This is a genomic window from Kitasatospora sp. NBC_01250 (genome assembly GCF_036226465.1).
Taxonomy (GTDB): Bacteria; Actinomycetota; Actinomycetes; order Streptomycetales; family Streptomycetaceae; genus Kitasatospora.
Genome location: NZ_CP108476.1, coordinates 1197940 through 1214288, shown reverse-complemented (window position 1 = coordinate 1214288; position 16349 = coordinate 1197940). Strand labels below are relative to the sequence as shown.

Here is a 16349-nt window from a genome sequence, read left to right as displayed (position 1 = left end):
GTCCTCCAGAGGATCGGGGCTCTCGGAGCTCTCAGCAGTGATCATCCGGCGGGCGGCCCGGGAACGCCGAGGCTTGTTGCCGTTTCGGCAAGTCCGGAGCCGCAGCCGCCCGCGCCCGCCCGCGTCTGGCGGTGAACCCGTGCCCGGCGGTGAACCCGCGCCTGTCCGAGCGCCGTCAACCCAGGCGTCGGCCATCCGGCCGACCCGGTCCGACGACGCGCGCCCGAGGCGCGTGCCGGACGACGGCTCGGTTGGGTCAGCTGGTCTGACCATCCATCAGGAGGTCCCGCCATGGTTCCGCGGAAGCCCGCGAAGGTCCTGCTCGGAAGCACGACACTCGCCTGTCTGAGCGCCGGTCTGCTCGCGCTCGGGTGCACGGGAGGCGGGACGACGTCGGTGGCCGTGGCGGCGGCGCCGGCCTCGGCGGCGCCGAGCGCGCACCCGGTGATGAAGCTCAGCAGCCTGACCGGCCCGGTCACGCCGGCCGAGATCAGCTCGTTCGACTCCTACATCCGCACGCTCACCCCGGCCGGGGACAACATCGGCAACCAGTGGGCGCAGGGGCACAGCGGCGAGGACACCAAGGCCATGGGCATGGTGTACGAGATCTCCGGCGACCAGGCGATCCTGGACCGGATGATCGGCTACTGCGACACCGTGCTGTCCGAGCGCGACGACCTGGCGCCGGCGCCGGTCGGGCAGCACGTGCTCTGGACCGGCGACATCGGCCCGGCGTGGCCCAACAACGTCACCACCGACCCGATCGGCACCGGTGGCGAACAGGGCGACCCGGTGGGCCACCTGGCCAACTGCGCCCGGCTGATCCTGCAGACGCCCGCGATCTGGAACAAGCCGGTGGCCGACGGCGACCCGCACGGCTACGGCGCCACCTACCTCGACCGGGCCAAGAAGTTCGTCGCCGAGGCCGACACCTCCGTCGACCAGCACATCCTGTCCCGGCTGCTGGACGTCTCCCAGGGCAACCGGATGTACTTCGCGTCGGACTCGCCTTACAAGGGCGGTCAGCCGGTGCCGTGGAACCAGCAGATGATGTTCGACTACGGCTTCCAGAACCTGGCGGTCGCCCACCAGTTGCTGGGCGACGACCCGCAGCGGGTCACCAAGTACGACTCGCTGGTGCAGACCAGCGTCGACTGGTTCTTCTCGCAGGCGCAGAAGTACACCGACCACGCCGGCAAGACGGCCTACACGTGGATGTACGCCCCGGCGGGCGGCGACACGGAGGACAACGACCACGGCAGCCTGGACACCGCGGGCCTGTACCGGGCCTACCTGTCCGGCCGCTACCACATCACCCCGGCCATGATGGCTCCGTTCGCCAACACCTTCGTGGACGTGATGAGCACGGGGGCGGGCCACTACGCGGGCCGCGTGGACGGGACGGACGGCGCCGGTAACAGCGCCCCCACCAGCTACGTGCGCAGCGGCTGGCTGCTGATGACCGAGTTCCGCCCCGACGCCTACCAGAAGCTGATGAAGGTCGACTTCCCCAAGGGGACGACCACGGCCGACGACCAGTTCTCGCGCGCCCTGGAGCTGAAGAGCCGGTTCGCCAAGGCGAAGAGCTGAGCCTTCGCGGCCTTCGCGGCCTTCGCGGCTGCCACGGCTCCCACGGCTGTCACGGCTGTCGCCGGCAGTGTGTCGACTCCATCATGCCTGCTCCGGGGCCTCGGCGGTAGGACGGAGCGCACGCTCGTCCGCCCTTGTCCGCGCACCCCGCGGCCCGCAGACTCGACGTCATCCACCTCCCGGCTCACGTGCCGGCGTCCGTCACCGGGCGCCGGCGCGGACGTCGTGCTGCCCCGCCGCCGGCGGGGACCGGCCCGGGAGGTGCTGGGACGACGAGGGGGCGACGATGGATCGCGAGACCGTACTTCGGGCGCGGATGAAGCTGCTGAGCACCGACCGGCCGGTGCTGCACGGGCCGGACGCGCTGTGGGTGTACCGGGTGCTGGCCCAGGTCAGCCCGGCGGCCTACGGCTCCAAGCTCGCCGTTGTGCTGCTGCGGCTGAGCGACTCGCACCGCCTTCGTGAACTTCCGGACGCGCGAAGGGGGTTGCTGGAGGAGGCGCTGGCGGTCGCCAAGGCGCTGGACGCCGCGGACCCGTACCGCGACATGGTGCTCAGCTGGGCGCTTCGGGCACTGCGGTGGGAGGAGACGCCGGTGCCGGCCGAAAAACCCGGTGCCCCGGCGGACCGGCTTCACTAGGCTCGCCACTGATCGCGCGCCGCACCGTCATCGTGGCGCGCACCGGGACGAGTTGAGGGGAGAGTGGCCATGCGGTACCGCACCGCCGTCGTCGTTCCCCCGTCCCGGTACGAGGTGATCCTGGTGTCTTCGTGCGCCCGGTGCCCGCTGCGCGGCCGGCACCGGACTCCGTGACGAACTCCTGACCCCGCCGCGCCCGGTGGTGACCCGCCCGGGCACGCACGTCGCACCGCGGCGGGGGCAGGGGGCCAAGTCGGCCCGGCCACGGGCCGTTTCGTCCGGCAATCGCGCTGACCCGTTCGGGAACCACCCTGAAAGGCCATGGGCCATGCGCAGCAACCCGCACACTCAGCACGTCGACGACCTCGGCACGGTTCGCAACCTGGGCATTCTGGCCCACGTCGACGCCGGCAAGACCACCGTCACCGAGCGGATCCTCTACCGCACCGGCGCCACCTACAAGCGCGGCGAGGTGCACGACGGCACCACCGTCACCGACTTCGACTCCCAGGAGCGCGACCGCGGCATCACCATCTTCGCCGCCGCGGTGAGTTGTGCCTGGGACGGCCATCGGATCAACCTGATCGACACCCCGGGCCACGTCGACTTCGCCGACGAGGTGGAGCGCTCGCTGCGGGTGCTCGACGGTGCGGTCGCGGTGTTCGACGCCGTCGCGGGCGTGGAGCCGCAGAGCGAGTCGGTGTGGCGTCAGGCCGACCGGCACGGTGTGCCCCGGATCGCCTTCGTCAACAAGCTCGACCGGGCCGGCGCGGACCTCGACACGGCGGTCGCCTCGATCCGCGAGCGGCTGCATCCGGCGCCGCTGGTGGTGCAGCTGCCGATCGGTACGGAGGACGGCTTCACCGGCGTGGTGGACCTGCTGCGGATGCGCGCGCTGGTCTGGGCCGACGGGGGCGACGGCGACGGCTTCGCCGAGGGGCCGGTCCCGGAGGCGGTGCTGCCGCAGGCGCAGCACCGCCGCCGGCTGCTGGTGGAGGCGGTGGCGGAGCTCCACCCGGGCGCGCTGGAGGAGTTCTGCGCGACCGGCACCGTCGAGGCGCCGACGCTGGCCGCCGCGCTGCGCGCCCTCACCCGCACGGGCGAGGGCGTGGTGGTGCTGTGCGGCTCGGCCTACCGCAACCGCGGCATCGAGCCGCTGCTGGAGGCCGTGGTGGCCTACCTGCCCTCGCCGCTGGACGTACCGCCGGTGCGTGGTGCCAACGGGGCCGGCGGGGCGGGCGGCAGCGGGGCGGACGACGCGGTGCAGGAGCGAGCCGCCGACCCGGCGGCTCCGTTCGCGGCCCTGGTGTTCAAGGTGAACTCCACCAGCACCGGGCGCCTGACCTTCCTGCGGGTCTACTCCGGCACGATCGACAAGGGAGCGGCGGTGCTGGACGTGGGCGCGCGGCGGACCGAGCGGATCAGCCGGATCCTGCGGGTGCAGGCCGACCGGCACGCGGAGGTGGACCGGGCGGTGGCCGGGGACATCGTCGCGGTGATCGGGCCGAAGGCCGCCCGGGCCGGCGCCACGCTGTGCGCGCCGGCGGCCCCGCTGCTCCTCGAACCGCCCTCGGTGGCCGTCCCGGTGGTCTCGGTGGCCGTCGAGGCCCGGCGCCGCACCGAGACCGAGCGGCTGGTCTCGGCGCTGGCGCGGCTGGTCGAGGAGGACCCCTCGCTGGCGGTGCGCACCGACTCCGAGACCGGCCAGACGGTCCTGTCGGGGATGGGCGAGCTGCACCTGGAGGTGGCGGTGGAGAAGGTCCGCCGCGACCACGGGCTGGAGGTCAACGTCGGGCGGCCGAAGGTGGCCTACCGGGAGACGGTGCTGCGCGGGGTGTCGGGCCTGGTCCACCGGCACGTCAAACAGGACGGCGGCGCCGGGCAGTTCGCCCATGTGGTGCTCGATGTGGCGCCGCTGACGGCACCGGCCGGGCAGGAGCAGGAGTCGGGCAGCGCGCAGGGCTTCGTCTTCCGTTCGACCGTCGTCGGCGGGCGGGTGCCGCAGGAGTACGTCCGGGCGGTGGAGGCCGGCTGCCGGGACGCGCTGGCGGACGGGCCGCTCGGCGGGCACCCGGTGACCGGGCTGCTGGTCACCCTGACCGATGGTGCCACCCATCCCAAGGACTCCTCGGAGCTGGCGTTCCGCACCGCCGGGCGGCAGGGGCTGCGCGAGGCACTGCGTGCCTGCGTGCTGGCGCTGCTCGAACCGGTGGTGGAGGTCACCGTCACCGTGCCCGAGGACGCGGTGGGCGGGGTGCTCGGCGACCTGGCGGCACGGCGCGGGCGGGTCTCGGGCTCGACCGCGCGGGGCGGCACGGCCACGGTCACGGCCACCGTGCCGTTGGCCGAACTGTTCGGCTACGCAACCCGGTTGCGCAGCCGCACCCAGGGCCGGGGCACCTTCACGGCCCGACCCACCGGCTACGCCCCGGCCCCGGCCGACGCGGGGACGGCAGCCCGGTAGGCGGGTGGCCGGACAGGGCGCCGACCCGGTGGCACGGCCTCTCAGGAGGCCGTGCCACCGGGCGCCGCCGCAGGCCCCGCGCCTGCCGGGCCGGCGCTTGCTGGCCCGGCACCCGCACGTCCCGCGCCCGCACGACGCCCCGCGCCCGGCAGCGCCCGGCCGAGCAGCGGCTGCACGGCGGCGAGCAGCAGGCAGCCGGCGGCCAGCACGCTCCACAGGCAGGTCACGCCGCCGTGCGCCAGCAGCTGGGTGCCGAGGATCGGCGCCGCGACGGTCGCCACGCCCCAACTGGTCCCGTAGACGGCGAGGTAGCGGCCACGGGCCTCGGCCGGTGCCAGGTCGACCACCACGGCGTAGCTGCGTCCCATCATCAGCAGGTCGCCCAGGCTCCACACGACGGTGGCGGCCAGATACCCCGGCAGGGTGCGCGCCGCCGCGTAGCCGGCCAGGCCGCCCGCGAGCAGCAGGTAGCCGAGGGCGAGCGCGGCGGGTGCGGGGAGCGCGGCCAGGCGGCGCAGGCGTACCAACGGCTGCCCGGCCACCACTGTGACGGCGGAGACGGTGAGCAGCAGGCCGGCCTGCGAGGCACCCAGACCGCGCCGGAGCAGCGAGAGCGGCAGCGAGACCATGACCTGGAGGTAGACCACCGCGAACAGGGTGCCGCAGCCGAGCATCGCCAGCAGGGCCCGGTCGCGCCAGGCGGACGGCCCGTCCGCTTGGTCGCGGCCACCGTCGGCGGCGGGGCGCGGGCGGTCGGCCGGCAGCACGGCGCGCACCACGAGGGCGCAGGCCAGGCTGGTCAGCGCGTCGGCGACGAAGAGCCAGCGCAGGTCCCAGCGCCCGACGGTGGCGGCGATCAGTCCGGCGCCCATGCCCGCGCCGGCCAGCGCGGCGCTCAGCGCCCCGTAGGCGCGGACGTGTTCGGCGGGCTCGACGGCATCGGCGATCATCGCCTGGCTCGGCGGTTCGTAGAGCTCGAAGACCAGGCCGAGCAGCACGGCGAAGAGCGCGACGGTGGCCAGTGAGCCCGCCGCCGCGATCCCCAGCTCGGTGACGGCGCAGCCGCCGAGGCCGAGCAGGATCGTGCGGCGGCGGCCCAGCCGGTCGGCGAGCCGGCCGCCGGCCAGCCGGGAGGGGATCGTGGCGAGTCCGAAGGTGGCCGAGACGAGTCCGGCGGTGCCGAGGCTCGCGCCGAACTCGGTGCTGACCAGCACCGTCAGGAAGGGCAGCGAGAAGGCGCCGAGCCGGTTGACGGCCCGCGCGACGATCAGCAGTCGCACCCCGCGTGGCAGTCGTCCGCTGGTTCCGGGCATGGGAGACCCCCACCTTTCGTCACTGGCTAAACTGATATCGTCAGTGACGAACGCTAGAGCTGGAAGGAGTGACTGGTCAAGTGATGTTCGACAGTCATGTGGCCACGCTGCTGGAGGCGGCGGTCTCGCTCGTCAACTCCCTGACCGACGGGGAGGCACGCGGCCGGCCGTACCTCGCGCCGCACGGCGCCGAGCTGCCGGCGGCGGTCGACGCGGCGCTGCCGCGCACCGGTCCGGGCGCTGGCCCGCGTGCGATCGATCCGGCGCAGGCGGCCCGACTCGCGCAGACGGCGCAGCAGCTGCGCCGGATCTTCGAGGCTGCGGGCGCGGGGCGGATCGACGAGGCGGCCCAGGTGTTGAACGGCCTGCTGCTCTCGACCGGGGCCCGCCCGCAGCTCAACCAGGTGCCCGGCGAGCCCTGGCAGGTCCACTTCCACGGCGCGGACGACTCGTTGGCCGTGGGCTGGAGCGCGGGCTGCGCGGCCGGCCTGGCGCTGGCCGTCGGCAGCGACCTCGCGGGCCGGCTCGGCGTCTGCCAGGCCGCGCACTGCGACCGGGTGTACGTCGACACGTCGCGCAACAGCGTGCGCCAGTTCTGTTCGACGGCATGTCAGAACCGCACCAAGGCTGCGGCCTTCCGGGCCCGCCGGTCGCGCCAGGCCTAACCCGGCGGTCCACCGCCCGGCGGTCTACGGCCCGGCGGTCCACCGCCCGGCGGTCCACGGCCCGGCGCGCCGCCGGGCCCTTTAGCATGCCCCATATCGATTACGGAGTGTGATCGGATAGTTCCAGCCAGAATCCACTCCCTGCTGCCGGTGATCTTCCTGCCGTACGTCCCCGCAGGGCGCGCGGCCTGCGGAGCGACAACTGGCCCGGCATCGCCCGGACATGGATGCCGGTGCGGCCCGGCGTGCTGTTGACGGGGTGTCCCACAAGGGGCTGCCGTGGCCAAGAGCGACGCCTGTGTCAGGTGTTGGCGAGTTCGCGTCGAAATTCCGTTCTCGTTGTTCGGATTTCGGTAGCGTCGGCTGCCGTCGAACCGGAATTCCTCTCTCCATTTATGGCAGACGGATGTGTGGCTGATGGTCCGACACCCGCCAAGCGCAGCAGGCCGAGCACCCGGCCCGTCCCCCAGGAGAACCCCGATGTCGATAGCCGCCGATCCGGACTTCGCCCAGGGCCTCGTGCCCGGCCCCACCCCCGCACAGCTCAGCCTGAGCACCGCCGCCGCCCGCAACCTGGCGACCACCACCAAGTCCGCTCCGCAGATGCGCGGCATCACCTCGCGCTGGCTGCTGCGGCAGCTCCCCTGGGTGCAGGTCTCCGGCGGCACCTACCGGGTCAACCGCCGGCTCTCGCTGGCCGTCGGCCGCGGGCGGGTCGGCTTCGTGCAGGCCGGGGCCGACGACGTGCGGATCGTCCCCGAGACGCTGCGCGAGATCCCGGCGCTGCGCGGCTTCGAGGACGACGCGCTGCTCGCCGAGCTGGCCGGCCGCTTCACGCCCCGCGACGTGCGGAGCGGCGAGGTGCTGGTCGAGGAGGGCCGGCCGGTCGAGGAGGTGTTCATCGTCGCGCACGGCCGGGTCGAGCGGATCGCCACCGGCAAGTACGGCGACAGCAAGACCCTCGGCGTGCTCTCCGACGGCGACCACCTCGGCGACGAGGCGCTGCTGCGCCCCGACCCGCGCTGGACGGCCACCGTACGGGCCGCCACCGCCGGCACCGTCATGGTGCTGCCCTGGGCGACCTTCCTGGAGCTGTTCGACCGCTCCGAGAACCTGCGCGACCACGTGGACCGGTTCCTGGCCAGCTCCGCGCGGAAGGTCAACTCCAAGGGCGAGGTGGAGGTCGCCATCGCTGCGGGCCACCAGGGCGAGCCCGACGTCCCCACCTCCTTCGTCGACTACGACCTCGCGCCGCGCGAGTACGAGCTGTCGCTGACCCAGACCATCCTGCGGGTGCACTCGCGGGTCGCCGACCTCTACAACGAGCCGATGAACCAGCTGGAGCAGCAGCTGCGGCTCACCGTCGAGGAGATCCGCGAGCGCCAGGAGTGGGAGCTGCTGAACAACCGCGAGTTCGGCCTGCTCCACAACGCCGACTACGACCAGCGGATCAACACCTGGTCCGGGCCGCCGACCCCGGACGACATGGACGAGCTGCTGTCGATGCGCCGCGGCACCGACCTCTTCCTCGCCCACCCCAAGGCCATCACCGCGTTCTTCCGCGAGTGCACCAAGCGCGGCATCTACCCGGACAGCGCGGACGTGGGCGGCCACCAGGTGCCCGCCTGGCGCGGCGTGCCGATCTTCCCGTGTGGCAAGATCCCGATCACCGGGCACACCTCCTCGATCCTCGCGATGCGCACCGGCGAGCAGGACCAGGGTGTCATCGGGCTGCACCAGACCGGGATCCCCGACGAGTTCGACCCCAGCCTGAACGTCCGGTTCATGGGCATCGACGACAAGGCGATCATGAAGTACCTGGTCACCGCCTACTACTCGGCGGCGATCCTGGTGGGCGACGCCGTCGGCATCCTGGAGAACGTCGACATCGCCGCGCCGCGGTCCTGAGCCGGCGGTCAGGAGAAGAGCCGATGGCAGCCTTCGACACCGGCGCCGGAGCGGGCCGGGCGTTCGTGACCGGCCCGACCGGCCTGGGCACCTCAGCCGCCCGGATCACCGAGCTGCTGCGCCCGCGCACCGCAGCCGCCCCCACCCCACCGACCATTGTCCCACCGACCGTTGTCCCACCGACGGTCGCCCCAGCGACCGTTGCCCCGACCGCCGTTGCCCCGCGGGCCGCGGCGCCGCAGCCGCTCGCGCCGCAGGGCACCGGCCGCGCCGTCCCCGGTCTGTACTGCCCGCCCCACCTGCGCGACGACCGCGCGCTGGCCGAGGAGGTCAACGAGCGCCTGGTCGACTGGACCAGGCAGGTGGGCATCTACGCCGGCCGGACCGAGAAGTTCCGGCAGGCCGACTTCGGCCGGCTGCTGATGCTGACCCACCCCGACACCGACGACCCGGACCGGCTGCTGGCCGCCGGCCGCTGCCTGGCCGCCGAGTTCGCGGTCGACGACTACTTCTGCGAGGACGCCACCACCGGCGACCACCCCGAGCGCCTGGGGCCGCAGTTGATGCTCGCCCAGTCGGCGATCGACCCGCCCCGGCTGCCCGGCCGCTACCAGGAGCGCTACGAGCGCTCGATGCGCGAGAACCCCGTGCTCAACGCGCTGCGCTGCTCGGTGCGGGACCTGGCCGGCTACGCCAGCGGCGCGCAGATCAACCGGCTCCGGCAGGAGATCGCCGGGCTCTTCCTCGGCATGGACGCCGAGGCGGGCTGGCGGATCGGCGGCAGCGCGCCCTCGGTCGCCGAGTACCTGGCGAACCGTCAGATGAACAGCTTCCTGCCGTGCATGACCCTGGTCGACGCGGTCGGCGGCTACGAACTGCCCGCCGACGTCTACGGCCGGCCCGACGTGCGCCGTGCGACCCTGCAGGCCGCGCTCGCCTCCGTGCTGCTCAACGACATCTACTCGATGCACAAGGAGGGCGACGCCCAGGGCGTCGAGTACAACCTGCCCACCGTGCTGGCGGCGGAGGAGGGTTGCCCGCTCGCCGAGGCGACCCGGCGCTCCGTCGAACTCCACAACGAACTCGTGCGCTCCTTCGAGGCCTCCTCGGCCGCCCTCACACTGACCGGCGACCCGATCCTGACCCGCTACCTGGGCGCCCTGTGGGCCTGGCTCGGCGGCAACCGGGAGTGGCACGCCGGCAGCCCCCGCTACAACGACCACCAAGGACAGTGACAGCCATGACGATCACCGACACCACCGCCCCGGTCCTGGCCACCAAGTACCAGCAGTCCGTGGCCGACTACTGGAACCAGGAGAAGGACCCGGTCAACATCCGGCTCGGCGAGGTCTCCGGCACCTTCCACCACCACTACGGCATCGGTGACGTGGACTGGTCCGTGCTGGAGGGCGACGAGGCCACCCGCGACGAGCGGATCATCAAGGAGCTGCACCGGCTGGAGGCCGCCCAGGCCGACTTCCTGGTGGAGCAGTTGGGGGCCCTCGGCCCGGCCGACCGGATCCTCGACGCCGGCTCGGGCCGCGGCGGCACCAGCTTCGTGGCCAACCAGCGGTTCGGCTGCCAGGTGGACGGCATCTCGATCTCCGAGGAGCAGGTGAAGTTCGCCAACAACCAGGCCCAGCAGCGGGGCGTGGCCGACAAGGTGGCCTTCCACTTCCGTAACATGCTCGGCAACGGGTTCCCCGACGCCACCTTCCAGGCGATCTGGAACAACGAGAGCACCATGTACGTGGACCTGCACGAGCTCTTCGCCGAGCACGCCCGGGTCCTGAAGCCCGGCGGCCGGTACGTCACCATCACCGGCTGCTTCAACGACGTGCACGGCCGCCAGCCCTCCCGGGCCGTCAGCCAGATCGACGCGCACTACATCTGCGACATCCACCCGCGCAGCGCCTACTTCGCCGCCATGTCGGCCAACGACCTGATCCCGATCAGCGTGGTCGACCTGACCGCCGCGACCATCCCGTACTGGGAGCTGCGCGCCAAGTCCTCGGTGGCGACCGGCGTGGAGGACCCGTTCCTCACCGCCTACAAGGAGGGCAGCTTCCACTACCTGATGATCGCCGCCGACCGCATCTGAGACCCGGCCGGCCGCTGCCGTCCCCGCTCGTGCGGGGGCGGCAGCAGCCACCGCACGCTCAGTCGGACCCGGACGACCGGGGCGGCGGCCCGAAGACCGCGACCTCCCAGCCGAAGCCGACGGCCAGCCGGCCGTCCGGCGCCACGGCCAGCGCCTCGATCCCCAGCGGCAGCACCAGGTCGGGCCGGAGCCGGGCCCGGGTGGCCAGGTCCCAGCTGCGCACCGTGCCGTCCTCGCCGCCCGCGACCAGGACCGGACGGCCGTCGAGCACCCCTGCGGTCAGCGCCGTCAGCCAGTCCTCGGCGACGGTGACGGGCTCGCCGAGCGGGGCTGCGGTGGCCAGGTCCCAGACCTGCAGCAGGCCGTCGGTGGTGCCGGTGACCGCGACCGGGCGGCCGTCGAGCTGCACGGTGGCCACACCCGCGACGGTGGGCAGGTCCTCGTCGTCCTCGTCGCCCTCGTCCGCCGCACCACCACCTTGCAGCGGCGCGCCGATCGCGGCGCCGGTGGCCAGGTCCCAGATCCGCGCGGTGCCGTCGATGCTGCCGCTGACGACGACCGGGCGGCCGTCCGCCACCGCGACGGCCAGCGTGTCCACATGGCTCTCGTGGCCGGTCAGCGGCTCGTACAGGGGCTGCCGGGTGGCCAGGTCCCACGCCTCGACGGTGCCGCCCCAGCTGCCGGTGACCACGATCGGCCGGCCGTCCAGCAGCGCGGTGGCAACGGCGGCCACGCCGGTGTCGTGCTCCAACGGCTCGCCCACCTGTGCGCCGGTCCCCGGGTCCCAGATCCGCACCTTCCGGTCGCGCCCGCCGGTGACCACCACGGGACGGTCGTCGAGCACCGCCGTCGCCGCTCCGTACACCAGGTCGTGGTGGCCGCCGAAGGGTTCGCCGACGGCGGCGCCGGTGACGAGGTCCCACAGCCGGGCCGTGCCGTCCGAACTCACGCTGACCACGAAGGGGTTGGCGTCGGCGACGCCGTCCGGTGCCGCGATCGCCAGCGCGTTCACCGAGTCGCCGTGACCGGGCCGCGGAGCACCCGGGGGAGGGGTGCCGGTCAGGTCCCATCGGCGGACCGTGCCGTCCCCGCAGCCGACGATCGCCACCGGCTGCCCGTCGACCACGCTCGTGGCCACCGCCGCCACGCCCTCTGGCCCGGCGAAGCACCGCGCGGTCTCCTCCCCGGTGTTCGGGTCCCACAGCCGTAGCATGCCGTTGACGTTGCCGGTGACCACCAGATGGCGGTTGCCGACCTCCGCCGTCGCCACCGCCCGCGTCGAGGTGTCGTCGCCGCTGAGGCTCTCGCCCACCGGGGCCCCGGTCGCCAGGTCCCACAGCGTGGTCACCCCGCCGAAGGTGCTGACGACCACGGTCGGCCGGCCGCCGGCCACCACGATGCTGAGCGCCTCCACACTGCCGGCCACCCGGGCCACGGGCGAGGCCAGTTGGCGTCCCTTGGTGAGGTCCCAGGCCCGGACGACGCCATCGTTGTCACCGGTGACCGCGATGGTCCGCCGGCCCAGTTCCGTGGTCGCCACCGCGCGCAGCCTGCCCCCCAACGGGCTGCCCGGCCCGCTCCGGTCGTACAGCGGTTCGCCGACCGGGGCGCCGGTGGCCAGGTCCCAGACCCGCACGGTCCGGTCGTCGCCGCAGCTCACCACCACGGGGCGGCGGCGCACCTCCGCCATGGCCAGCCCGGTCACCCAGTCGCGGTGGCCGGTCAGCGGCTGGTGCAGCAACTGATGGGTCGTCAGATCCCAGATGCGCACCGCCTCGTCGCTGCCGCCGCTGATCGCCACCGGCCGGCCGGCGGGCTCGGCCGCCGCCACCGCCAGGACCATGCCGGTGTGGCCGGTCATGGGTTCGCCGATCGGTGCGCCGGTGGCCAGGTCCCAGAGCCGGACGGTGCCGTCGCCACCGCCGGTGACCGCGACCGGCCGGTCGTCCGGGGCCGTGACGGCGATGGACCGGACGCCCTCCTCGTGGCCGGTCGCCGTCCACCGGAACCCGCCGAGCTGGCTGCCGCTGGATCCCCCGACCTGCCAGTGCGCCGGGGGCTCGTCCGGCACCGGTACGGCGGCGATCCGCGCGGCCAGTTCCGGCGATCCGTACCGGGCCGCGTCCAGTGCCAGCAGCTGGCGGCGCACCGCCGGCCCGGCGGTGCGGTGCCGCTCGGCCGAGGCCTGGTACACCGCCGCCCCCAGCCTGCCCGCGCCCCAGGCGCCGGGCAGCAGTGGCAGCACGATCGCCGGGTCGGCGTGCACCAGGAACCCGGCGTCGACGAAGGGCGTGAAACCCAACTGGTCGGCGACGGCCCGCCGTAGCTGCGGATCCGGGCCGTCGGCCGCCTTGAGCCACTGGGTGACGGCTTCCGGCACCCGCCCGGTCTCGCTGAGCAGCCCGCCGAGCCGCACCTCGGCCAACTGGCGGTAGGGGACGACGGACGAGCCGACGGCGGTGCGCAGCAGGCGCTCGGCCTCCTGCTGATCGCCCCTGGTCCGGGCCTGGTCCGCCAGTTCGATCATCGCCGTGACTGCGGCCAGGGAGTCCGCGACGCCCGCCGACCCGCCCGCGGGGACGGCGTCCGCCACCGCGTCCCGCTGCTCGTCGAGTTCGTCGAGTTCGTCGAGTTCGGCGAGCAGTGCGGTCAGTCGCCCCCGGGCCTCGGCGGCCAGCTCCCGGCCGCCCCCGCGCACCGCCTCGCGGTACAGCTCGCGGGCCTCCTCACGGGCACCCGAGCGCTGCTTCAGCATGGCCAGTTCGAAGGCGGCCCGCGGGCGTTCGGCGTCCCGGCCGTCCTCGTAGGCGGTGCGCAGCAGCGGCAGTGCGGCCTCGTCGTCCTGCGCCGCCACGAGGAGGTGGCCCAGCGTGAGCGCCGCGGAGGTGGCTATCGCGGGGACGGGGGAGGTGACGGCGATCGTGAACTGCTCGATCGCGCGTGGCTGGTCGTCCAGCTGGAAGTGGACCAGGCCGCGGCAGTAGGCGGCCTCGGGCGCCGCCTCGGCACCGGCGAGGGCCACGATCCGGTCGGCGCCCGCCAGCACCTCGGCGTACCGCTCCTCGGCCATCCCCATCAGACAGCTCATGACCTCGGCGGCCGCCTGCTTGGCCGGCTCCCGGCTGTCGCGCGCCTTCCGGGCGAGTTGGACGGCCTCGTCGGCCCGGCCCTCGTCGATCAGCGCGAGCAGGCGTGCCACCAGGTCCCGATAGCCCATGCCGATGGTGGCGAGGGTGCCCTGCAGGGCGTCGAGGTTCTCCAGCGCGCGCCGCTCCCGCCGCCCGCCGCCGAACACCCGCCGTGCCCAGCCCTGCCGATCCCGCGCGTCCGTCATGCGTCTCTCCTCGTACCCGTCCCCACCCGAGTTCGCGCTACCGGTCATGCCGCCGGGGGCGGTTGGGGCCGGATCACGTGACGTTCCGGTCAAGGATGGCGTACGGCTTGGATCGTGCCAATAGCAGCCTGGGACGCACCGTGCGGCGGTGGGTGGCTCCGCTGGGGTCGGCGGTCTTCCGGCCGGCTGCCTTGGTGAACGCTCGCAGGCTGGAGCGGCTGGTGGATCGGCGGCGATCCCCGGTCACCGGTCACGGGCCAGGGACAGCAGGAACTGCAATGCGCGGGCGTCGACGCGCGGGTCGTAGGCCAGGCCGAGGCCGACCGTGGGTGTCGGGGCGGTGAGCCGGCGCAGTCGGATGCCCGGGACGCGCAGAGCGTGCGCGCGGCCCTCGGGGATCGGGGCGACGCCGTGGCCGGCGGCCACGGCGAGCAGCAGCTGTTCGTCGTCGGGTTCCTCGCGCACGATGCGCGGCCCGTGGTCGGGCCAGAGCTGACGGATGATCAGATCGTGCATGCCGGGGCCGTTTTCGCGCGGCCACAGGATCACCGGTTCGGTGGCGATCCGGCGGCGGCTGATCCGGGAGCGGGTCGCGGCGAGCGGGTGGTCGGCGGGGACGGCCAGGAGCAGCTCCTCCTCCCCGAGTGGCAGGCAGGTCAGCTCGGGGGCGTCGAGTGGCGGGCGGACGAAGGCCGCGTCGAGCTGACCGGCGAGCAGCAGGGTGACGTTGTGGGCGGTCCAGCCGGTCTGCAGGCGCAGCTCGACCTCGGGGTGGCGCTCGCGGAAGGCGCTGACCAGCGCGTCGGCGGGGCCGCCGCGTGCGGAGCGGGTGTAGGCGAGGTTCAGGCGGCCGTGCCGACCGGCGACCGCGGCGGCGATCCGCTCCTCGGCCGCCGTGGCCCGCGCGAGGACCCCCCGCGCCTCCTGGGCCACCACCTCGCCGACCGCGGTGAGGGTGCAGCCCGTGCTGCCGCGCTCGATCAGCCGGGCCCCGAGCCGCCGCTCCAGCGCTTTGACCTGCTGGCTCAGCGCGGGCTGGGCGATGTGCAGCCGCCGCGCGGCGCGCGTGAAGTTCAACTCCTCGGCCAGTACCGTGAAGTAGCGCATCTGCCGGAGATCCATGCGGCCGATGATAAGCGCGGCTTATCGCCGGTGCCAGGGCTGGTCTTGGACGGGCGCCGCGCGCACCGGCCAGGCTGTCCTTCAACCGCAGGCGATCGGCGCGGCGGTGATCCGTGGACCGGAGCTGATACTTCGTCAGATCCGGCCGCACGAAAGGAAGAAGGGGCGAACATGCTGGACGTGGTAGTGGTCGGCGCCGGGGTGGTCGGGCTGACCAGCGCGCTGCGCCTGCAGCGGCAGGGGGCCCGGGTGCTGGTGGTCGCCGAGGCCTTGCCGCTGTCGACGACCTCCGCCGTGGCCGCGGCCGTCTGGTACCCGACCGGGATGACGGCCGGTGACCAGGTCGAGCGGTGGTCGGCGGAGGGCTACGCCGAGTTCGCCCGCCAGGCCGCGGAGGCCGTGCCGGGGGTGACGATGTGCCGCACCTGGATGCTCACCGAATCCTTCGCGCCGGATGAGCGCCCTGCACGGGAGAGCCCTGCACAGGAGGGCCCTGCGCCGGAAGGCGCCGGGCAGGACGCCGCCGCGCAGGGGAGCATCCCTTGGTGGGCGGCCCCCGTCCCCGACCTGCGCCCGCTGCCGTCGGCGGGCGCGGCCACGCCGGGCGAGCCGGCCCGGCACGGCTGGGAGTTCACCGCACCGTCCGTCGAGATGCCGCGCTATCTGGCCTGGCTGCTGGACCAGTTCCGCGAGGGCGGTGGCCGGGTGGTCCAGCAGCGGCTCGACTCCCTTGCCCAGCTGGCCGGTTGGGCGCCCGCCGTGGTCAACGCCAGCGGATTGGGCGCCCGTCTGCTCTGCTCCGACCAGGCGGTGTACCCGGTGCGCGGCCAGATCGTGCTGATCCGCAACCCGGGCCTGCGCACCTCGGTACGGATCGAGGGCAACCCGGCCGGCTACACCTACGTCCACCCGCGCAGCGCCGACGTGGTGCTGGGCGGCACCTTCGAGGAGGGCAACTGGGACACCGCCGTCGACCCGCGGACGGCGCAGTCCATCCTGCGCCGCTGCACCGCCGCCGTGCCCGAGCTGGCCGGGGCCGAGGTCACCGGTCACCTGGTCGGCCTGCGCCCGGCCCGCCGTGGCGGCGTGCGGCTGGGGGTGGACGAGCACACCCTGCCGGGCACCCGGCTGGTCCACAACTACGGCCACGGGGGCGCGGGCGTCACGCTCTCCTGGGGGTGCGCAGCCGCCACGGCGGCCCTGCTCTGAGCA

At 73.8% G+C, this 16349-nt stretch carries 11 protein-coding genes; 8 read left to right on the top strand and 3 right to left on the bottom strand.

Annotated elements, in window-relative coordinates; translation table 11 throughout:
• Positions 1-291: 291 nt before the first annotated feature.
• From OG500_RS05390 to fusA, 3 genes are all read left to right on the top strand, one after another.
• Positions 292-1590 (top strand): hypothetical protein, encoded by a 1299-nt coding sequence (locus OG500_RS05390; protein ID WP_327065208.1) that lies wholly within the window; start codon positions 292-294, stop codon positions 1588-1590.
• Positions 1591-1876: 286 nt separating this feature from the next.
• The gene (locus OG500_RS05385) at positions 1877-2230 is read left to right on the top strand and encodes a hypothetical protein (protein WP_327065207.1); all 354 of its coding nucleotides are present in this window, start codon (positions 1877-1879) and stop codon (positions 2228-2230) included.
• A gap of 328 nt (positions 2231-2558) precedes the next feature.
• On the top strand, positions 2559-4694 hold the full coding sequence (gene fusA / locus OG500_RS05380; RefSeq protein WP_329577148.1) for an elongation factor G: 2136 nt from the start codon (positions 2559-2561) through the stop codon (positions 4692-4694).
• Between the two features lie 41 nt (positions 4695-4735).
• On the opposite strand, the gene OG500_RS05375 is transcribed toward fusA, so the two are convergent.
• Positions 4736-6007 carry an MFS transporter gene (locus OG500_RS05375; protein ID WP_329577145.1) on the bottom strand — a complete coding sequence of 424 codons (1272 nt, stop codon included), beginning with the start codon at positions 6005-6007 and terminating at the stop codon, positions 4736-4738.
• An 83-nt stretch (positions 6008-6090) separates the two neighbouring features.
• On the opposite strand from OG500_RS05375, the gene OG500_RS05370 reads away from it, so the two are divergent.
• The 4 genes from OG500_RS05370 (at position 6091) to OG500_RS05355 (ending at position 10681) form a co-directional block, all read left to right on the top strand.
• Positions 6091-6672, top strand: a complete 582-nt coding sequence (locus OG500_RS05370; RefSeq protein WP_327065204.1) for a CGNR zinc finger domain-containing protein — start codon at positions 6091-6093, stop codon at positions 6670-6672.
• A gap of 480 nt (positions 6673-7152) precedes the next feature.
• Complete coding sequence (locus tag OG500_RS05365) at positions 7153-8580, top strand: family 2B encapsulin nanocompartment shell protein (RefSeq protein WP_327065203.1); 1428 nt, start codon at positions 7153-7155, stop codon at positions 8578-8580.
• Positions 8581-8603: 23 nt separating this feature from the next.
• Complete coding sequence (locus OG500_RS05360) at positions 8604-9815, top strand: family 2 encapsulin nanocompartment cargo protein terpene cyclase (protein WP_329577141.1); 1212 nt, start codon at positions 8604-8606, stop codon at positions 9813-9815.
• Positions 9816-9820: 5 nt separating this feature from the next.
• A complete protein-coding gene (locus OG500_RS05355) occupies positions 9821-10681 on the top strand; it encodes a geranyl diphosphate 2-C-methyltransferase (protein WP_327065201.1) in 861 nt (286 codons plus the stop codon).
• Between the two features lie 58 nt (positions 10682-10739).
• Here OG500_RS05355 and OG500_RS05350 read toward each other — a convergent pair whose 3' ends face one another.
• Positions 10740-14015 (bottom strand): hypothetical protein, encoded by a 3276-nt coding sequence (locus OG500_RS05350; protein WP_329577137.1) that lies wholly within the window; start codon positions 14013-14015, stop codon positions 10740-10742.
• Between the two features lie 243 nt (positions 14016-14258).
• Positions 14259-15137: a LysR family transcriptional regulator gene (locus OG500_RS05345; protein ID WP_329577133.1), complete on the bottom strand. Its 879-nt coding sequence runs from the start codon at positions 15135-15137 to the stop codon at positions 14259-14261.
• Between the two features lie 171 nt (positions 15138-15308).
• On the opposite strand from OG500_RS05345, the gene OG500_RS05340 reads away from it, so the two are divergent.
• Positions 15309-16346 carry an FAD-dependent oxidoreductase gene (locus tag OG500_RS05340; protein WP_329577130.1) on the top strand — a complete coding sequence of 346 codons (1038 nt, stop codon included), beginning with the start codon at positions 15309-15311 and terminating at the stop codon, positions 16344-16346.
• The last annotated feature ends 3 nt before the right edge of the window (positions 16347-16349 follow it).